The organism is Nocardioides sp. T2.26MG-1 (assembly GCF_950101795.1).
In the GTDB taxonomy this organism is placed as follows: domain Bacteria; phylum Actinomycetota; class Actinomycetes; order Propionibacteriales; family Nocardioidaceae; genus Nocardioides.
The window spans coordinates 1-17,263 of the sequence record NZ_CATNLZ010000001.1; the positions used below are offsets into that span (position 1 = coordinate 1).

At 72.8% G+C, this 17,263-nt stretch carries 18 protein-coding genes and 1 tRNA gene; 5 read left to right on the forward strand and 14 right to left on the reverse strand.

Annotated features, from left to right (window positions below; translation table 11 throughout):
- A partial coding sequence (locus QQZ14_RS00005; protein WP_284532089.1) for a cystathionine beta-synthase occupies positions 1-1,420 on the reverse strand: 1,420 nt, incomplete at its 3' end.
- A 78-nt stretch (positions 1,421-1,498) separates the two neighbouring features.
- Here QQZ14_RS00005 and QQZ14_RS00010 point away from each other — a divergent pair.
- From QQZ14_RS00010 to QQZ14_RS00030, 5 genes are all read left to right on the forward strand, one after another.
- Entirely contained in the window at positions 1,499-2,554 is a 1,056-nt protein-coding gene (locus tag QQZ14_RS00010) for an SGNH/GDSL hydrolase family protein (RefSeq protein ID WP_284532090.1), read from the forward strand.
- Positions 2,555-2,624: 70 nt separating this feature from the next.
- Positions 2,625-3,389 (forward strand): ABC transporter ATP-binding protein, encoded by a 765-nt coding sequence (locus QQZ14_RS00015; protein WP_284532091.1) that lies wholly within the window; start codon positions 2,625-2,627, stop codon positions 3,387-3,389.
- Positions 3,386-4,720 carry an ABC transporter permease gene (locus QQZ14_RS00020; protein WP_284532092.1) on the forward strand — a complete coding sequence of 445 codons (1,335 nt, stop codon included), beginning with the start codon at positions 3,386-3,388 and terminating at the stop codon, positions 4,718-4,720. The genes QQZ14_RS00015 and QQZ14_RS00020 overlap by 4 nt, the downstream gene beginning before the upstream one ends.
- Positions 4,721-4,734: 14 nt before the next feature.
- The gene (locus QQZ14_RS00025) at positions 4,735-5,973 is read left to right on the forward strand and encodes a sensor histidine kinase (RefSeq protein WP_284532093.1); all 1,239 of its coding nucleotides are present in this window, start codon (positions 4,735-4,737) and stop codon (positions 5,971-5,973) included.
- Entirely contained in the window at positions 5,970-6,626 is a 657-nt protein-coding gene (locus tag QQZ14_RS00030; RefSeq protein WP_284533061.1) for a response regulator transcription factor, read from the forward strand. The genes QQZ14_RS00025 and QQZ14_RS00030 overlap by 4 nt, the downstream gene beginning before the upstream one ends.
- A gap of 37 nt (positions 6,627-6,663) precedes the next feature.
- Here QQZ14_RS00030 and QQZ14_RS00035 read toward each other — a convergent pair whose 3' ends face one another.
- From QQZ14_RS00035 to QQZ14_RS00095, 13 genes are all read right to left on the reverse strand, one after another.
- A complete protein-coding gene (locus tag QQZ14_RS00035; protein ID WP_284532095.1) occupies positions 6,664-7,542 on the reverse strand; it encodes a Bax inhibitor-1/YccA family protein in 879 nt (292 codons plus the stop codon).
- Positions 7,543-7,659: 117 nt separating this feature from the next.
- Positions 7,660-9,048, reverse strand: a complete 1,389-nt coding sequence (locus tag QQZ14_RS00040) for a PAS domain-containing sensor histidine kinase (protein ID WP_284532097.1) — start codon at positions 9,046-9,048, stop codon at positions 7,660-7,662.
- A 107-nt stretch (positions 9,049-9,155) separates the two neighbouring features.
- The gene (locus QQZ14_RS00045) at positions 9,156-10,724 is read right to left on the reverse strand and encodes a methyl-accepting chemotaxis protein (RefSeq protein ID WP_284532099.1); all 1,569 of its coding nucleotides are present in this window, start codon (positions 10,722-10,724) and stop codon (positions 9,156-9,158) included.
- Between the two features lie 211 nt (positions 10,725-10,935).
- Positions 10,936-11,009: transfer RNA gene (locus tag QQZ14_RS00050), tRNA-Leu, on the reverse strand.
- Positions 11,010-11,012: 3 nt separating this feature from the next.
- Positions 11,013-11,855, reverse strand: coding sequence for a uracil-DNA glycosylase (locus QQZ14_RS00055; RefSeq protein ID WP_284532100.1), 843 nt, complete (start codon positions 11,853-11,855; stop codon positions 11,013-11,015).
- 39 nt (positions 11,856-11,894) lie between these two features.
- Positions 11,895-12,161 (reverse strand): hypothetical protein, encoded by a 267-nt coding sequence (locus QQZ14_RS00060; RefSeq protein WP_284532101.1) that lies wholly within the window; start codon positions 12,159-12,161, stop codon positions 11,895-11,897.
- A gap of 23 nt (positions 12,162-12,184) precedes the next feature.
- Positions 12,185-12,433 carry a DUF3618 domain-containing protein gene (locus tag QQZ14_RS00065; protein WP_284532102.1) on the reverse strand — a complete coding sequence of 83 codons (249 nt, stop codon included), beginning with the start codon at positions 12,431-12,433 and terminating at the stop codon, positions 12,185-12,187.
- Positions 12,430-12,831, reverse strand: coding sequence for a phage holin family protein (locus QQZ14_RS00070; RefSeq protein ID WP_284532103.1), 402 nt, complete (start codon positions 12,829-12,831; stop codon positions 12,430-12,432). The genes QQZ14_RS00065 and QQZ14_RS00070 overlap by 4 nt, the downstream gene beginning before the upstream one ends.
- A gap of 94 nt (positions 12,832-12,925) precedes the next feature.
- Positions 12,926-13,840 carry a Ppx/GppA phosphatase family protein gene (locus QQZ14_RS00075; protein ID WP_284532104.1) on the reverse strand — a complete coding sequence of 305 codons (915 nt, stop codon included), beginning with the start codon at positions 13,838-13,840 and terminating at the stop codon, positions 12,926-12,928.
- A complete protein-coding gene (locus QQZ14_RS00080) occupies positions 13,837-14,316 on the reverse strand; it encodes a DUF501 domain-containing protein (RefSeq protein ID WP_284532105.1) in 480 nt (159 codons plus the stop codon). The genes QQZ14_RS00075 and QQZ14_RS00080 overlap by 4 nt, the downstream gene beginning before the upstream one ends.
- Positions 14,317-14,537: 221 nt before the next feature.
- Positions 14,538-15,146, reverse strand: a complete 609-nt coding sequence (locus QQZ14_RS00085; protein WP_284532106.1) for an FtsB family cell division protein — start codon at positions 15,144-15,146, stop codon at positions 14,538-14,540.
- 15 nt (positions 15,147-15,161) lie between these two features.
- Positions 15,162-16,439, reverse strand: coding sequence for a phosphopyruvate hydratase (gene eno, locus QQZ14_RS00090; RefSeq protein WP_284532107.1), 1,278 nt, complete (start codon positions 16,437-16,439; stop codon positions 15,162-15,164).
- 167 nt (positions 16,440-16,606) lie between these two features.
- Positions 16,607-17,263: a MazG family protein gene (locus QQZ14_RS00095; protein ID WP_284532108.1), complete on the reverse strand. Its 657-nt coding sequence runs from the start codon at positions 17,261-17,263 to the stop codon at positions 16,607-16,609.

Here is a 17,263-nt window from a genome sequence, read left to right on the forward strand (position 1 = left end):
CGGACACCCCCGCCCTACGTCGCGAAACCCGAGCGAGAAACGCCAGCAGGTCGTCCCGCGTGACGACCCCGACCGGCTTGCCGTCCTCGTGCACCAGCAGTGCGTCGGCGCTCTCGAGGGCGGTGACGGCGTCGGAGGCCGGCTCGGTGGAGCCGATCGTCGGCAGCGGGGGCGACATGTGCTGGCTGACCGAGTCGGTCAGCCGCGCCGTACCCGTGTAGAGCAGGTCGAGCAGGGTCCGCTCCGACACCGACCCGACCACCTCGGCGGCGACGACCGGCGGCTCGGCCCGCACGACCGGCATCTGGGAGACGTTGTACTCCTGCAGGATCGCGACGGCCTCGGCGATCGTCTCGTTCGGGTGCGTGTGCACGAGGTCGGGCAGCCGGCCGCTCTTGCCGCGCAGCACCTCCCCGACCGACTGGACGGAGCGCTCGGCACCCTCGACGGGGAACCCGTACTGCGCCAGCCAGTCGTCGTTGAACACCTTGGTCAGGTAGCCGCGGCCCGAGTCGGGCAGCAGTACGACGATCACCGCATCCTCACCCTCGGGCGTGCCGGCGAGCTCGTGGGCGAGCTGCACCGCGGCGTGCACGGCCATGCCGGAGGAGCCGCCGACCAGCAGCGCCTCCTCGCGGGCCAGCCGCCGGGTGGTCGCGAACGAGTCGGCGTCGGAGACCTCGATGATCCGGTCCGCGATGTCGCGGTCGTAGGCCTCGGGCCAGAAGTCCTCGCCCACGCCCTCGACCAGGTAGGGCCGCCCGGAGCCGCCGGAGTAGACCGACCCGGCCGGGTCCGCGCCCACGACCTGCACGGCGGGGCTCTGCTCCTTGAGGTAGCGGCCGACCCCGGTGATCGTCCCGCCGGTGCCGACGCCGGCGACGAAGTGGGTGACCTTGCCCTCGGTCTGCGCCCAGATCTCGGGGCCGGTGGTCTCGTAGTGCGACCGCGGGTTGTGCGGGTTGGAGTACTGGTCCGGCTTCCAGGCGCCCGGCTGGGAGGCCAGCCGGTCGGAGACGTTGTAGTAGGAGTCGGGGTGCTCGGGCTCGACCGCGGTCGGGCACACGACGACCTCCGCGCCGTACGCCTTGAGCACGTTGCGCTTGTCCTCACTGACCTTGTCGGGGCAGACGAAGACGCACTTGTAGCCCTTCTGCTGCGCGACCATCGCCAGCCCGACGCCCGTGTTGCCGGACGTCGGCTCCACGATCGTGCCCCCGGGCTGGAGCTCGCCGGACGCCTCAGCGGCCTCGATCATCCGGGTCGCGATGCGGTCCTTCACGGAGCCGCCGGGGTTGAGGTACTCCACCTTGGCGAGGACGATCGGTCCCTTCGCGCCGGCCAGGGAGCCCATGGACTTCGAGAGCCTGAGCAGCGGGGTGTTGCCGATCAGGTCGAGGAGTGAGTTCACGTACTGCATCGCGCCAATCTAGAGGCGCCGCCGCCCTCCGCGTAAACCCCGGCGGCACGGGCTGGTAGGCGTCCGTAGAGTGGCGCCGTGGGGAAAGCGGCTGCTGCTCGGAAGCTGGCCTCCGCCGCGGCGTACGGCGGCGGTGGCCTCTCGGTGCTCGGCGGGGCGATCTACGGCGTGCTGCGCGTCGAGGCGACGGTCGCGCGCAACCGGATCGGCCGCCTCGACGACGACCCGCCCGACCCGACCGGCTGGTACGGCCGCGGCCGCCCCGGACCGGCGATCAAGGTCGTGCTGCTCGGCGACTCCAGCGCGGCCGGGTACGGCGTCGAGCGGGTCGAGGAGACCCCCGGAGCCCTGCTGGCCAGCGGCCTGGCGGAGCGGGCGGACCGTCGGGTCTACCTGCGCGACTTCGCCGTCGTGGGCGCGATGTCCTCGGACCTGTCGAGCCAGATCGACGGCGCGCTGCCCATCGAGCCCGACGTCGCGGTGATCCTCATCGGCGCCAACGACGTCACCCACTCGGTGCTGCCCTCGGCGTCCGTCCGGCACCTCGCCGAGGGTGTACGCCGCCTCCGCGAGGCCGGGGTCGAGGTCCTCGTCGGGACCTGCCCCGACCTGGGCACCATCAAGCCGATCGCCCCACCGCTCAAGCAGGTCGCGCGCGCCTGGTCGCGCCGACTGGCCGCGGCCCAGACGATCACGGTCGTCGAGGAGGGCGGCCGCACGGTCTCGCTCAGCTCGATCCTGGGCCCCGAGTTCGCGGCCGCGCCCGCGATCCTCTTCGGCCCCGACCAGTTCCACCCATCGGCGGACGGCTATCGCTCGATGGTCACCGTGCTGCTGCCGTCGACGCTGGCCGCGCTCGGGCTCATCCCCGAGGACGAGGCCGAGCCGGAGGCCTACCGCGGCGAGGGCGTGCTGCCGATCACCGCCGCCGCCATCCAGGCGGTGAACGTGCCCGGCACCGAGCTCGGCGGCACCGAGGTCGGCGGCTCCCGGCGCGGCGTCCGCGGCCTGTGGGTCGAGCTGCGGCACCGCCGCCGCCACCCGGGCACGGAGGGCGAGGCGCCCGACGCCAGCGACGAGGACGCGGCCGACGACGATCCCGCCGAGGGGCTCCCGGAGGCCCGCGAGGGGTAGGGGAAACCCCACCCCGACCGGCGGTCCAGGCCCATCGAGACCGCGCCTCGGCGCTCCTAGCGTCGATGGCATGAACTCACCCACCACGGCTTCAGCCGCCCTCGAGGTCCACGGCCTCACCCGCACGTACGGCGAGGGTGCCGGCGCGGCCACCGCGCTCGGCGGCGTCGACCTCGCCTTCGTCCCCGGGACCTTCACCGCCGTCATGGGCCCCTCGGGCTCCGGCAAGTCCACGTTCCTCAGTTGCGCCGCCGGCCTCGAGCGGCCCACCGGGGGCCGGGTGCTGGTCGACGGCCACGACATCACCGACTGGGCCGAGAACGACCGCACCCGGCTGCGGCGCGAGCGGATCGGCTTCGTGTTCCAGGGCTTCCACCTGATGCCCTACCTCACCGCCGAGCAGAACGTCGCGCTGCCGCTGCGCCTCGCCGGCCACCGTCCGGACCGCGCCCGGGTGGCGGCCCTCCTCGAGCGGGTCGGCCTCGCCGACCGCGCCCGGCACCTGCCGGGCGCGCTCTCCGGTGGCCAACAGCAGCGGGTGGCGATCGCCCGCGCGCTGGTGACGGAGCCGGCCGTGATCCTCGCCGACGAGCCGACCGGCGCCCTCGACTCCACGACCGCCCGCGGCGTGCTCGCGCTGCTGCGCGAGAGCGTCGACGCGCTCCAGCAGACCGTCGTCATGGTCACCCACGACCCCGTGGCGGCGGCGTACGCCGACACCGTGGTCTTCCTGGTCGACGGCCGCGTGGCCGGGCGGATGGACCGGCCCACCGCCGACGCCGTCGCCGGCCAGCTCACGCACCTGTCGGACCTGGTCGCGGGAGGTGTGTCATGACGCAGCTCGCCTGGCGCTCGCTGCGCCACCGCGCCACCGCCTCGGTGGCGACCTTCGTCGCCGTGCTCCTCGGCACGGCACTCATGGGCTCCTTCGCCACGCTGGCCGCGAGCGCCTCCGGGCCGGTCTCGGCGGCCGACCAGGACACGCTGCGGACCATGGGCACCGTCGTCGGCGCCTGGGGGGCGATCATCGTGCTGTCCGCCGTCGTCTCGACCGTCGGCATCACGGTCACCCAGCGCGAGGTGGAGATCGGGCTGCTGCGCACGGTCGGCGCGACCCCGCGCCAGACCTCCCGCCTGGTCCGAGCCGAGACGCTCCTCGTCGCGACGCTGGCCTCGGCCCTGGGGGCTGTGCTGGCCTGGCTGGGCGGCGGGTTCCTCCTCGCGCTCCTGCGCAACACCGACACCGTCCAGGAGTCGGCCCGCTACCGGCCCGGCCTCGCCCCGGTGGCGACGGCGGCGCTGGTGGTGCTCGTGAGCCTGCTCGGCGCCGGGTTCGCGTCCCGCCGCGCGACCCGCGGGTCGGCGAGCATCACCCCGAGCGAGGGCCGGCCAGGAACGGCCCGGCTGCAGTGGTGGCGGATCGCCGCCGCCGTGCTGCTCCTCGGCTACAGCGCCACGATGGCCGTCGTCACGATCACCGTGACCGCGCACGACGAGGACCCGTACTCCGCGATGGCGACCTCCGGCCAGCTGGGCATCCTGGTCGCGCTCGCCCTGGCCTGCCTGGCCCCGTGGCTGCTGCGGGTGCTCTCCGCGCCCGCCCGGCCGCTGCTGGGCACCGGCCCGGCGGCGTACCTGGCGACGTACAACTCCCGGCGGCGGGCCCGCCTGCTGAGCGGCGTCCTGGGCCCGGTCATCGTGCTGACCGCCGCCGGGATCAGCGTGTTCATGATCGTGGGCACCGACGACCGGACACGGCCGGCCGGCTTCGAGGACGACGCCCGGACGATCAACCTGCTCAACAACGTGGTCGTCGGGATGATGGTGGTGTTCGCGGCCGTCGTCGTCATCAACACGTTCGCGGCGGTCGTCGCCCACCGGCGGGCCGAGCTGCGCCAGCTGTGGCTGCTCGGCGCGACCCCGCGCCAGGTCGAGGCGTCGGTGCTGGCCGAGGCCCGCGGCGTCGCCGCCATCGGGGTGGTGCTCGGGGCGATCGCGTCGCTGGCGGCGGTCGTGCCGTTCGGCGTCGCCCGCCACGAGGGCGTGGTACCCGACGGGCAGCTCTGGCTCCCGCCCCTCGTGATGGCCGGCGCGGTCGTGCTGACCCTGCTGTCGGCACGCTCCGCGGTCCGGCGCGCTCACGTGCCGGCCGGCGCGCTCCAGTGACAGACTGGTCCGCCATGCTGCTACGCGGGATCGGGTCGCTCCGGCCCACGCCGGTCGACGGGGACGCCCTCGTCGACCGGCTGCGGCTGACCCTGCTCTCCGCCGGCTACGCCCTGCTGGGGGCGCCGGCTCTGGCGTTGGGCATCCTCACGATCCTGTGCATCCCGCTCGGGCTGGTCACCGCCGGGTTCGCCCTCGCCTTCGCCGCCGTCCCGGCCACGGCCGCACTGACCGCCGTCCACCGGCGGGTGAGCGGTGCGCTGCTGGGCGAGCAGGTCACGACGGCGTACGCCGACACCACGGGCACGAACGTGGTCACCCGGCCGGTGCGCTGGCTCACCGACAAGGCGCGCTGGCGCGACGTCGGGTTCTTGTGGTTCTCGGCCACCGGCGGGTTCGTGATGTCCGTGCTGCCGGTCGGGCTGCTGACCGCGCCGATCACCCACCTCGGTGGCGCGGTGCTCGACGGCGGCTTCTGGTGGTGGATGCTCGTGCTGCTCGACGGGCCGCTGATCGTGGTGTGGTGGTGCGTGACACCGGCGCTGGTGCGCGGCCGGGCGGTCGCCGAACGCAACATCCTGGGCCACTCACGGGTGGAGCGGCTCGAGCGCCGGGTCCAGGAGGTCGCCGCGTCCCGCGAGGAGTCCCTCGACCACTCCGCGGCCGAGGTGCGCCGCATCGAGCGCGACCTGCACGACGGCGCCCAGGCCCGGATCGCCGCGGTCGGCATGAACGTCGGCCTGGCCGAGAAGCTGCTGGCCACCGACCCGGCCGCCGCGGCGGACCTGCTGCGTGAGGCCCGCGAGACCACGGTCTCGGCCCTGGAGGACCTGCGGTCGGTCGTCCGCGGCATCCACCCGCCGGCCCTGGCCGACCGCGGCCTGGCCGGCGGCATCGAGGCCCTTGCGCTGCCGATCCCGCTGCCGGTCACCGTCGCCGTCGACCTGCCCCGGGGCATCCCCGAGCCGGTCGAGTCGGCCGCCTACTTCGCGGTCGCCGAGTGCCTGGCCAACACCGTCAAGCACGCCGGCGCCACGCGCTCCTGGGTCGTCGGCTCGTACAACGACGGCGTGCTGCACCTCGAGGTCGGCGACGACGGCCGCGGCGGCGCGGACGCCCACGTCGACGCGCAGGGCGGCGGACTCTCCGGGATCGCCCGGCGGCTGGCGGCGTTCGACGGCACGATGGAGGTCGTGAGCCCCTCGGGCGGGCCGACGATCGTGACCATGGAGGTTCCGTGCCGGACCCGCTGAGAGCGGTGGTCGCCGAGGACCAGGCACTGCTGCGCGTCGGCCTCACGCGCATCCTCGAGGCGAGCGGCATCAGCGTGGTCGCGGCGGTCGACAACGCGCCGTCGCTGACCCGGGCCCTCGCCTCGCCGGACGTCGACGTCGCGATCGTCGACGTGCGGATGCCGCCGGCGTACGCCACCGAAGGCCTGGTCGCCGCGGTCGCCGCGCGCCGCGCCCGCCCGGCGTTCCCGGTGCTGGTGCTCAGCCAGTACGTCGAGCCGCTCTACGCCCGCGAGCTGCTGGCCAGCGGCGAGGGCGCGGTGGGCTACCTGCTCAAGGACCGGGTCGCGGACGTCGACGGGTTCGTGGCCGCGGTCCGCCAGGTCGCCGGCGGGGGCACGGTGCTCGACCCCGAGGTGGTCGCCGGTCTGGTCAGCGGCGCCGGCCGCGACCAGCCGCTCGAGCGGCTCACCCCTCGCGAGCGCGAGGTGCTGACGCTGATGGCCGAGGGCCGGTCCAACGCGGCGATCGCGGCCCGGCTGTTCGTCTCGGAGAAGGCGGTCGGCAAGCACACCAACGCGATCTTCACCAAGCTCGACCTCCCTCCGGCGCCCGACGACAACCGCCGGGTGCTGGCCGTGCTCGCCTGGCTCGACGGCCCGAAATCACGTTGACCCGCCCGAAACTTTCGGGCGGGTCAACGTGATGTGCTCAGTTGTCGCTGAACATCGCGAGCAGGCGCAGCAGGTTGGTGTAGATCCAGACCAGGCTGACGGTCATCGCGAAGGCCGCGCGCCACGACTCCCGCTCCGGGATCCGGTTGGCGATGCCCTGCTCGACGAAGTCGAAGTCGAGCACGAGCATGAACACGCCGAGCGCGAGGCCGGCGATGGCGGTCAGCATGCCGAGCGTGCCGAAGCCGAAGAGGCCGATGTCGGCGTTGAACATGCTCAGCACGAGCTCCATCAGGCTCAGGCCGACCATGCCGAACACGGCGGCCATCACGAACATGCGGAACTTGTTGCCGACCTTGATGTCGAAGATCTTGTACGCCGCGAGCGTGCCGGCGAAGGCCGCGAACGTGCCGATCACCGCGCCGGAGACGACGCCGTCACCGAACTGCACGTCGAAGAGCTTGCTCAGGCCACCGAGCGCGATGCCCTCGAGCACGGCGAACGCCATGACGAGTGCCGGGCTGATCACCCGCTTGAACGAGTTGACCATCGACAGCGCGAAGGCGCCGAGGGACCCGAAGGTGACGGCGGCGATCAGGCTGCCGCCGACCTCGCCGTTCTCGATGTCGGGGGTCATCACCCAGGTGGCGAGGGCGGCCACGATGACGAGGCCGAGCGAGATCGCGGTCTTCTGGACGACCGAGTCGATCGTCATCGGGCCGTGGTCGACAGCCGGAGTCGTGCCGGTGGGTTGGCCCGGGGTGCCGGTGCCCCAGGTCGCGGGGTCGGTGTAGCCGGTCTGGCCGTAGCCCTGGTGCGCCGACCCGTTGCCGGCGTACGTCTGGTTGCCGTAGGCGTTGGAGCCGGGGGCGTTGAACTCCTCCGACCGGCGGAACACAGGGTTGTTGCTCTGCATGGTCTCTCCTCGAGGCCGTGGGTGTCGTCGCTCTGACGGGTCACCTGACAAGCCCAGTCTAGGCGGGCTCACCGGGTTGAACGCTCGCCCGCCTCGTTTGGTTCCCGCGGCCGGCACCTACGCGGCGCTGAGCGGCAGCCGCACCGAGAACGCCGTGCCCGCCCCGGGGCCGCTGGTGACCGAGATCGAGCCGCCCATCAGCTCGACCAGCTGCTTCGTGATCGCCAGCCCGAGTCCGGTGCCGCCGTACCGGCGCGTGATCGAGGGGTCCGCCTGGAGGAAGGACTCGAAGACCCGCTCGGTCTGCTCCGGTGTCATGCCGATGCCGGAGTCCTGGACGACCACCTGGAGCTCGGGCCGTCCGTCGCCGAGCCGGCTGGCCCGCGCCTCCAGGCGGACGAACCCGGTCTCGGTGAACTTCACCGCGTTGTCGAGGAGGTTGGAGACCACCTGCCCGACCCGGACCGGGTCGCCGTGGATCGAGTCCGGCAGGGGCCCGTCCACGACCAGCTCGAAGCGCAGGCCCTTCGCCGACGCCGCCGCGCGTGCCACGGCCGTCGTGTCTGCGAGCAGCACCGTCGGGTCGAAGTCCGTGCGTTCCAGGGTCGCCCGCCCGGACTCGACACGGGAGAAGTCCAGGATCTCGTCGACCAGGCGCAGGAGCCGTGATCCGGCGCGGTCCATCGCCTCGGTGAGCCGCTGCTGGCCGGCGTCGAGCTCGGTGTCCCGGAGCAGCTCGGCAGCGGCGAGCACCGTGGTCAGCGGTGTGCGGATCTCGTGGCTCATGTTCGCCAGGAACAGTGACTTCGCCTGGTTGGCGTGCTCCGCTGCCCGACGGGCGTCCTCGAGCTGCTGGAGCAGCCGGTTGCGCTCGGTGACGTCCTCGGCGATGCCGAAGACCCCGACCACGACATCGCCGACGACGATCGGCAGTCCGGTCACGATCAGCTCGACGAGACTCCCGTCCCGGCGACGCACCGACGTGTCGATCGTCTGGGGTCGCCGCTCGAGGATCTCGATGAACGCCGCCCCCACGTCCTCGAGGTCCTCGGGGCACAGGAGGTCGGTGAACGACATCGTCCGCAGCTCCTCCTCGGAGTAGCCGGACAGCACCAGGGCCGCCCGGTTCGCCGAGGTGAAGCGCCCGTCGGTCCCGAGCGAGAACACCGCCTGGGGGTTGTACTCGAACAGCGAGCGGTGGCGCTCGCCGGTCTCGGCGAGGGCGCGCTCGGCCGTCGCGAGCTCACGCGCGTCGCGGTGCGCGTCCCGGTAGCGGCGCAGCGAGTAGACCGCGAGCCCGATGATCGCCGCCACCGCGGCGACGGCGAGCTCGTCGGCGTCGTACCGCTCGTGGTGCCGCGACCAGTCCGAGAACAGCTCGAACAGGTCGAACGCGGACGCGAGCACAAACCCGCCGACCACGACCACCGCCACCAGCGCCAGGTCGATGCGCGCCGACCGCCGCCGGCGACGCTCCCGCTCGGTGACGTCAGGGAGCCGAGTCACGCCGCCCGATCCCCGCTCGTGGTCCCCCGCGAGCGTGGCAGCATGCGACCACGTCTACCCGGAGCGGTGCCGTGCCAAACGTCGCGAGGGCTCACGTGGACTGCCGCTCAGACCAGGGTGAACCGCGACACCTCGGCGCGCAGTTCGGTGGACATCCGGGCGAGCTCCTGGATCGCGGTGAGCGTCTGGTTGACCGCCTGCGTCGTGGTGTCCGCCGCAGCAGCCACCCCGGAGATGTTGGTCGCGATCTCACCCGACCCGGTCGAGGCCTCCGCCACGTTGCGCGACATCTCGTTCGTCGTCGCGGTCTGCTCCTCCACCGCCGAGGCGATCGTCAGCTGGTAGTCGTTGATCGAGGCGATGATCGAGGAGATCTCACCGATCGCCCCCACCGCACCACCGGTATCGGCCTGGATCGCCTCCACCCGACGCGCAATGTCCTCCGTCGCCCGCGCCGTCTCCTGCGCCAGCTCCTTCACCTCGTTGGCCACCACCGCGAACCCCTTGCCCGCCTCACCAGCACGAGCCGCCTCGATCGTCGCGTTCAACGCCAACAGGTTCGTCTGCTCCGCGATCGAGGTGATCACCTTCACCACATTCCCGATCTCCTGACTCGACGCCCCCAGCTTCCCCACCGTCTCGTTCGTCGACTCCACCATCGACACCGCCTGCGAAGCCACCCGAGCCGCCTCGTTCGCCGAATGCGCGATCTCCCGGATCGAGGCACCCATCTGCTCCGAACCCGCCGCCACCGTCTGCACGTTGCGCGACACCTCCTCAGCAGCACCCGACACCACACCCGCCTGCACCGACGTCTCCTCCGCACCCGCCGCAATCTGCTGCGACGACGCCGACAACTCCTCCGACGCAGCCGCCACCGCATCCGCCGAGGACCGCACGGTCCCGACGATCGAGCTGACCGACTCGATCGACTGGTTGAAGGCCTTCTCCAGGTCACCGACGCATCCCGTGGACCTCTCCGGCAGCCGGTGCGCGAGCTCGCCGGCCGCGAACCGCTCGAGGGCGGCGATGCTCGCCTTGAGCGGCCGCACCAGGCTGCGGGTGATCGCCCACGCGCTGACGCCCGCGACCAGGAGCCCGAGCGCGCCGATGATGATCACGCGCAGCCGCATCGACCCCGCGACGTCCACCGTGTCCCGGGAGGCGGCCGCGGCGTCCTTGCTCAATGCCTCGGAGGCACCGCTGAGGACGACGTCCATCGCGTCGTTGGCCTCCTGGACCTGGTCGGACCGACGCCGCTGCCCATCCTGGTCCGCGACGGCACCGTCGACGAACGACGAGATCGCGGCGGTGTAGTCGCCGAAGGCCGCCTCGACCTCGCCGACCACGGCCTGGTCGTCCTGGTCGAGGGGGATCTTCCGGAGTTCGGCGATGAAGGCAGCCACCTTGGCCGTGTCGTCGACGACGTCGGCCTGGAGGCTCGCGGGGTCGGCCGCGGTGAGGGACTTCAGGGCGTCGACCTTGAGCTCACTGGAGCGGGTGTCGAGCTGCAGGTAGATCGCCCGGGCGTCCTGGTGGGCCAGTGCCCGGTCGGCGTCGTGCCGTACGCCGCCGGCGGCGACGGCCGCGACGAGCGCGACAACGGTGGTCGTGATCAGGCCGATGCCGGTGATCACGGCGATGCGGCGTCCGACGGTCCAGCGGATGTTGGGCATCCTGGGTCCTTCCATGGGGGACTCCGTCCGGGAGTCGACTGGTGGGCCCGAGAGACCGAGCAGGGCGCGCTCGGCCAAGGTGCGTGACGACGTCGGAGGCCGCTCGGCAGCGGTCCGTCCAGATCGGTTACGGGTCCTTCGGCCCGTCGTCCCGGGACCTGAGTCAGTGGACCAGACCAGTTCACGGACGGGGCCGGCCTCCACACTGGGGTGCCCCCGCTGGGACTCGAACCCAGACTGCGCCGCTTTTAAGGCGGCTTCCTCTGCCGGTTGGGATACGGGGGCCGGTCAGGCCACGATCCTCCCAAGGACGGCGGCGCGGCGCAGGACGTCGTCCAGCATCGGCTCGGTGAGCCGGCCGGTGAAGGTGTTCTGCTGGCTGGGGTGGTAGCAGCCGAGCAGCGTGATCTCGCGGTCCGGGCCGACCAGCTGCGCCTCGACCCCGTGGCCGAAGCGCGGCTTGGGCCGGGCCACGTCCCAGCCGAGGCCGGCGAACGAGCGCAGGGTCGCGTCCCAGCCGAAGGAGCCGAGCGCGACCACGACCTCGACGGTGTCGACCACGAGGCCGAGCTCCGCGGAGATCCACGGGGCACAGGTGTCCCGCTCGACGACGCTGGGCTTGTTCTGCGGCGGGGCGCACCGCACGGTCGCGACCATCCGGGTGCCGATGAGCTCGAGCCCGTCGGCGGCGTGCACGCTCGTGCTCTGGGTGGCCAGCCCGACGCGGTGCAGGCTCGCGAACAGCCAGTCACCGCTGCGGTCGCCGGTGAAGATGCGCCCGGTGCGGTTCGCGCCGTTGGCGGCCGGCGCCAGGCCGATCACCAGGACCCTCGGGTGAACCGCGCCCCAGCCGGGCACCGGACGGCCCCAGTAGGGCTGGGTGGCGAACGACGCGCGCTTGTCCCGTGCCACGTCCTCCCGCCAGCGGACCAGCCGGGGGCAGGCCCGGCAGACCGACACCCGGGCGTCGAGCTCGGCCAGGTCCGCCGTACCGGCCAGCCGGCGGACCTGCGCGGCCGTCGCGGCGACCGGCGTCTCGTCGGTGGCGGGGTCACCCGGCCAGCCGGTGCCGGGGGGAACCGGGGAGGCGAACAGCTCCCCGGTGGCCGGGTGCGGGAGGACGTCGGTCACCGGGCCATCCTCCCGCACCCGGTCAGCGTCGGGGCCGGGTCAGGGTGCCGGCTGCACCGAGGTCTCGCGGCGGACCTTGTCGGCCGCGGTCGAGGCCGCGTCGGAGACCTTCTCCTTGGCGACGTCGGCGGCGGTGGCCGCCTGCTGGGCGACGGTGTCCTGAGCCTTGCCGGCCGCCGCCTGCACCTTGGGGTTGTGAGCGACCTTCGAGGCACCGGCCTTGATCTGCTCGTAGCGCTCGTGGCCGGCGCGGGAGCCGAGGACGTAGCCGACGGCGACGCCGGCCAGCAGGGTGAGCTTCTTCATGGGATCTCCTTCATCGAGGGCTGTCAGTGGCGGCGTCGCCAGACCAGCAGGCCGGCGACGAGGGCGACTGCGGCGAGGGCCGCGACGGTCAGGTCGGGCCGTGGCTTGCCGTCCGCCGTGGTCGCGCGGTCCTTGATCTCGCCCGCCTTGTGCTGGGCGCGGGCCTTCACGTCGAGCTTGGCGTGCAGCTCGGTCACGGTGGCCGCGAGCTCCTCCCGCTGCCGGGCGAGGTCGGCCTCGAGCGACTCGGGCGAGGTGCCGTTGCTGGTCATCGGTGCTCTCCCTTCAGCGCGGACACGTCCTCCTTGACGTTGGCGATCGTGACCTCGGGCGCGACCGGCGTCGCCTGCTGCATCTCGTTGCGACCGCCCAGGGCGGCGCCGAGCGCCGCGAGCAGCAGCACCGCCGCCACGATGAGGCAGGCCGCCCACAGGGGCAGCACCAGGTCGAGGGCCACGATGGAGGTGGCGATCAGGGTGGCCGCGGCGAAGAACGCCAGCAGCCCGGCCAGGCTGAACATGCCGATGCCGAGCCCGGCGCGCTTGCCCTTCTGCGCGAGCTCGGCCTGGGCCAGGCGCAGCTCGGTGCGCACCAGCTCGGGGATCTGCTCCGACAGCCGGTGCACGAGGGCGCCGAGCGGTTCGTCGGTCGTCGTACGCGGGTCGCTCATGAGGGCCCGGTGCCCACCCGGGAGGGTCCGAAAACGGTAGTCCCTGACGATCGGGCCCTATGGGAGCGCTCCCACGGGGCCCGATCGTCAGGGACTACCCCACCGAGCCGATGGACCAGGCGATGCCGTCGAGGATGTCGGACTCCGAGACCACGAGTCGGTCGACCCGGGCGCGGCGCAGCACCGCGGAGAGGATCAGGGCGCCCGCGTCGATCACGTCTGCCCGGCCCGGGTGCATGAAGCCCAGCGCCCGACGTTCGTCGTGGCTCATCGCGACCAGCCGGTCCACCGCGGCGTGCACGTCGGCGGTCGCCACGACGGCCTGGTCGAGGGCGTCGCGGTCGTACGCCGGGAGGTCCAGCACCGCGGCCGCCACGGTGGTGATCGTGCCGGCCACGCCCACGACGGTCGCGGCGGCGGCGACGTCGACGGGGCAGGCGTCGAGGTGGGCGTCGATGTCGGCCAGACAGGCCGCCACCTGGTCGGGGGTGGGCGGGTCGCCGGCGACGTGCCGCTCGTGCAGGCGGACCGACCCGATGTCCATCGAGTGGGCCTGCTCCGGTCCGGACCTACCGAGGATCAGCTCGGTCGAGCCGCCGCCGATGTCGACGACCAGCACCGGCACGGGGGCGGGGACCCGGAGGTTGCGCACCGCGCCGCCGAAGGCCAGAGCCGCCTCCTCGGCACCGGTCACCACCTCGGGCTCGACTCCGAGGCGCTCGCGGACCCCGGTCACGAACACGTGGGCATTGGCGGCGTCGCGCGTGGCGGAGGTGGCGACGAACCGCACCCGCGCCGGCGGGACACCGTGGTCGCGGATCAGCGCGGCGTACTCGTCGATCGCGGCGAAGGCCCGCTCCAGCGCCTCGTCGGCGATCCGCCCGGTGCGGTCGAGGTCCTGGCCGAGGCGGACGATCCGCATCTCGCGCACGTCGACCCGGGGAAGGTCGCCCACCAGCAGCTTGATCGTGTTGGTCCCGCAGTCGATCGCCGCGACCCGCCCGCTCATACGCAGGGCCCGGACTCCCACCACGGGCCGAGCAGCTCGAGCACCTCGTCCCCGAGCGGGTTCACGCCGGGCCCCTGGGCCAGCGCCTGCCCGGCGAGCACGTGCAGGCACTTGACCCGGTCGGGCATGCCGCCCGCGGAGATCCCCTCGATCTCCTCCACCTGCCCGAGCCCCGCCCGGAACTCCAGGTAGCGCTCGTGGGCCCGGCGGTACGCCGCGGCCAGGTCGGGATCGTCGGCCAGGCGGTCCTGCATCTCCTTCATCAGTCCCGAGCCCTCGAGCGTCCCGATCCGTGAGGCCGCCCGCGGGCAGGTCAGGTAGAACGTGGTCGGGAACGGCGTCCCGTTGGGCAGCCGGGGCTCGGTGGTGACGACGTCGGGGTTGCCGCACGGGCAGCGGTGGCCGACCTCGTGGATGGCCCGGGGCTCCCGGCCCAGCTGGGCCTCGACGGCGGCGATGTCGTGGGCGTCGATCACTCGGCGATTGTTGCAGCAGGTGGTTTCGAGGCTCGCTTCGCTCGCACCTCAACCACCGTGCCGGCTCGCTTCGCTCGCACCTCAACCACCGTGCCGGCTCGCTTCGCTCTCACCCCAACCACCGTGCCGGCTCGCTTCGCTCTCACCTCAACCACCGTGCTAGCGGTGGTTGAGGTGCGAGGAGCGCCAGCGACGAGCCTCGAAACCACCGCACGCGACCGTCAGTCGGTGCCGGTGATCTTGCCGGTGATCTTGCCGGTGATCTTGTCGGTGGGGGTGGGCTCAGGGGCCGGAGGGTGGCCGGCCAGCTCGACGGACTCCCACGCGGACGACCACCAGGCCTTCGGGGGCTTGCGGGCCACGGTCGACGGGTCGGTCAGGGAGGTGTCGCTCACCAGGGGGTCGCCGTCCTCGTCGAGGACGACGTAGGCGGTCTCGCCCGGCATCACGAAGTTGAGGTCGCGCGCCTGCTGGCGGACGTAGGCCGGGTCCTCCCAGCGCCGCTTCTCACGCTCGAGGTCGTCGATGCTCGCCCGGCGCAGCGCGATCTGGCTCTTCAGGTCGCCGATCTGTTCGCGCTGCTGCAGGTAGGCCCGCAGCGAGGAAGCGTAGGAGACGGTCAGCACCGCGAGCACGAGCACCAGGATCGCGGCTCGGCCGGTCAGCTTGGGCCGGCGACGCCCGGTGCGCCCGGGCGCTGGGGGCCCCGGAGACGCCGACGCCGCCGGCACGGGCCGGCCCGGTCGGGCGGCGGTCGGGACCTTGCGTGGTCCCGACCGCCCCCGCGGGCGCGGCGCGCGCGGCGGCGTACGGCGACTCTCGGACGGCATACGTCCTAGGTTCGCTCAGCCGGCGTACCGAGGGAACGCCGACGCGCCGGAGTAGCGCGCCGCATCTCCGAGCTCTTCCTCGATCCGCATCAGCTGGTTGTACTTCGCGACGCGCTCGGACCGCGCCGGGGCGCCGGTCTTGATCTGACCGCAGTTGGTCGCGACCGCGAGGTCGGCGATCGTGGTGTCCTCGGTCTCGCCCGAGCGGTGGCTCATCATGCAGCGGTAGCCGTTGCGGTGCGCGAGGTCGACGGAGTCGAGGGTCTCGGTGAGCGAGCCGATCTGGTTGACCTTGACGAGCAGCGCGTTGGCCTGGCCGCCGTCGATGCCGCGCTGGAGGCGCTCGACGTTGGTGACGAACAGGTCGTCGCCGACGATCTGGATCTTGCCGCCGAGCTGGTCGGTCATCGCCTTCCAGCCCGCCCAGTCGTCCTCGTCCAGCGGGTCCTCGATCGAGACGATCGGGTACGACGACACCAGGTCGGCGTAGTAGGCGGTCATCTGCTCGGCGGTCTTGGTGCCGCCCTCGAACGCGTAGGACCCGTCCTTGTAGAACTCGGAGGCCGCGACGTCCATCGCGAGCGCGATGTCCTTGCCGAGGGTCAGGCCGGCGGCCGAGACGGCCTCGGCGATCAGGTCGAGCGCGGCCCGGTTGCTCTCCAGGTTGGGGGCGAAGCCGCCCTCGTCGCCCAGGCCGGTGGCCAGGCCCTTCTTCTTCAGCACGGACTTCAGTGCGTGGTAGACCTCGGCGCCGTACCGCATGGCCTCGCGGAAGGTCGGCGCGCCGATCGGGGCGATCATGAACTCCTGCACGTCGACGTTGGAGTCCGCGTGGGAGCCGCCGTTGAGGATGTTCATCATCGGGACCGGCAGCAGGTGCGCGTTGGGGCCGCCGACGTAGCGGTACAGCGGCAGGCCGGCGGAGTCCGCGGCCGCGCGGGCGACCGCGAGCGAGACGCCGAGGATCGCGTTGGCACCGAGCGTGCCCTTGTTGGGGGTGCCGTCGAGCTCGAGCATCGTCTGGTCGACCAGGCGCTGGTCGTCGGCGGCGAGGCCCTCGACGGCGGGGGCGATGGTCTGGATGACGGCGTTGACGGCCTTGGTCACGCCCTTGCCGACGTAACGGTCTCCACCGTCACGCAGCTCGACCGCCTCGAACGCGCCGGTGGAGGCGCCGCTGGGCACGGCGGCCCGGGCGAAGGACTGGTCGTCGAGGAGGACCTCGACCTCGACAGTGGGGTTGCCGCGCGAGTCGAGGATCTCGCGCGCGCCGACAGCTTCGATGGATGCCACGTCAGTGCTCCTGGGGGTCGTCTGTGGGGTGGGCCCGGGCCGGGTCGCGGCGGACCGTCGTTCAGCCTAGACCGTGCGCAGGGGCACACCCAGGGCCCTGGGCCCCTGCGGGACGAAGGGCCCTGGCAACTGGGGTCGTGTGTCCCCCGTGCGCCCCACGGGGGCGGTCAGAGCCGCCGGCGCACCGCGTCGCGGAGCGCCTGCTCGGGGTCGACACCGGTCTCCCGCGCCTCGGCGACCAGGGCGAGCAGGCGTTCGCCGAGGTCGTTGGCGGGGTCGTGGACGGGTGTGGCCCCGACAGGCCCGACCACCGGCGACGACCCGGCCCGGGCGAGGCGGTCGAGGACCTTGTCGGCGTACAGCAGTGCGGGCAGGGCGGGCGGGAGGCCGTCGGAGACCGAGGTGCGCTGCTTCTCGGTCGCCTTGATCGACTCCCAGACCTCGTTGATGTCGGCAGGCTCGACCGGGGAGTCCGCGTCGGGGGCGAACACGTGCGGGTTGCGGCGACGCATCTTCGCGACGATGTCCGCGGCGACGTCGTCGAGGGTGAACTCGCCGGACTCCTCGGCGATCACCGCGTGGAAGTACACCTGCAGCAGCAGGTCGCCGAGCTCCTCGCGCAGGTGCGCCCAGTCGCCGGTGGCGTCGCCCGTGTCGATGGCCTCGAGGGTCTCGTAGGTCTCCTCGAGCAGGTACCGCGACAGCGAGCGGTGGGTCTGGCCGCGCTTCCATGCGCACTCGGCGCGCAGCCGGCGCATCACCTCGAGGAACTCGAGGAGCGGCTCGGTGCCCTCGGGTGGTTTCGAGGCTCGCTTCGCTCGCAC

What these genes read in the sequence shown, in the direction of transcription:
- QQZ14_RS00065 (WP_284532102.1), bottom strand. Translation starts at nt 12,433, where the DNA reads ATGACCAGCAACGGCACCTCGCCCGAGTCGCTCGAGGCCGACCTCGCC.
- QQZ14_RS00060 (WP_284532101.1), bottom strand. Translation starts at nt 12,161, where the DNA reads ATGAAGAAGCTCACCCTGCTGGCCGGCGTCGCCGTCGGCTACGTCCTC.
- QQZ14_RS00025 (WP_284532093.1), top strand. Translation starts at nt 4,735, where the DNA reads ATGCTGCTACGCGGGATCGGGTCGCTCCGGCCCACGCCGGTCGACGGG.
- QQZ14_RS00045 (WP_284532099.1), bottom strand. Translation starts at nt 10,724, where the DNA reads ATGCCCAACATCCGCTGGACCGTCGGACGCCGCATCGCCGTGATCACC.
- QQZ14_RS00070 (WP_284532103.1), bottom strand. Translation starts at nt 12,831, where the DNA reads ATGAGCGACCCGCGTACGACGACCGACGAACCGCTCGGCGCCCTCGTG.
- QQZ14_RS00075 (WP_284532104.1), bottom strand. Translation starts at nt 13,840, where the DNA reads ATGAGCGGGCGGGTCGCGGCGATCGACTGCGGGACCAACACGATCAAG.
- QQZ14_RS00020 (WP_284532092.1), top strand. Translation starts at nt 3,386, where the DNA reads ATGACGCAGCTCGCCTGGCGCTCGCTGCGCCACCGCGCCACCGCCTCG.
- QQZ14_RS00015 (WP_284532091.1), top strand. Translation starts at nt 2,625, where the DNA reads ATGAACTCACCCACCACGGCTTCAGCCGCCCTCGAGGTCCACGGCCTC.
- QQZ14_RS00035 (WP_284532095.1), bottom strand. Translation starts at nt 7,542, where the DNA reads ATGCAGAGCAACAACCCTGTGTTCCGCCGGTCGGAGGAGTTCAACGCC.
- QQZ14_RS00085 (WP_284532106.1), bottom strand. Translation starts at nt 15,146, where the DNA reads ATGCCGTCCGAGAGTCGCCGTACGCCGCCGCGCGCGCCGCGCCCGCGG.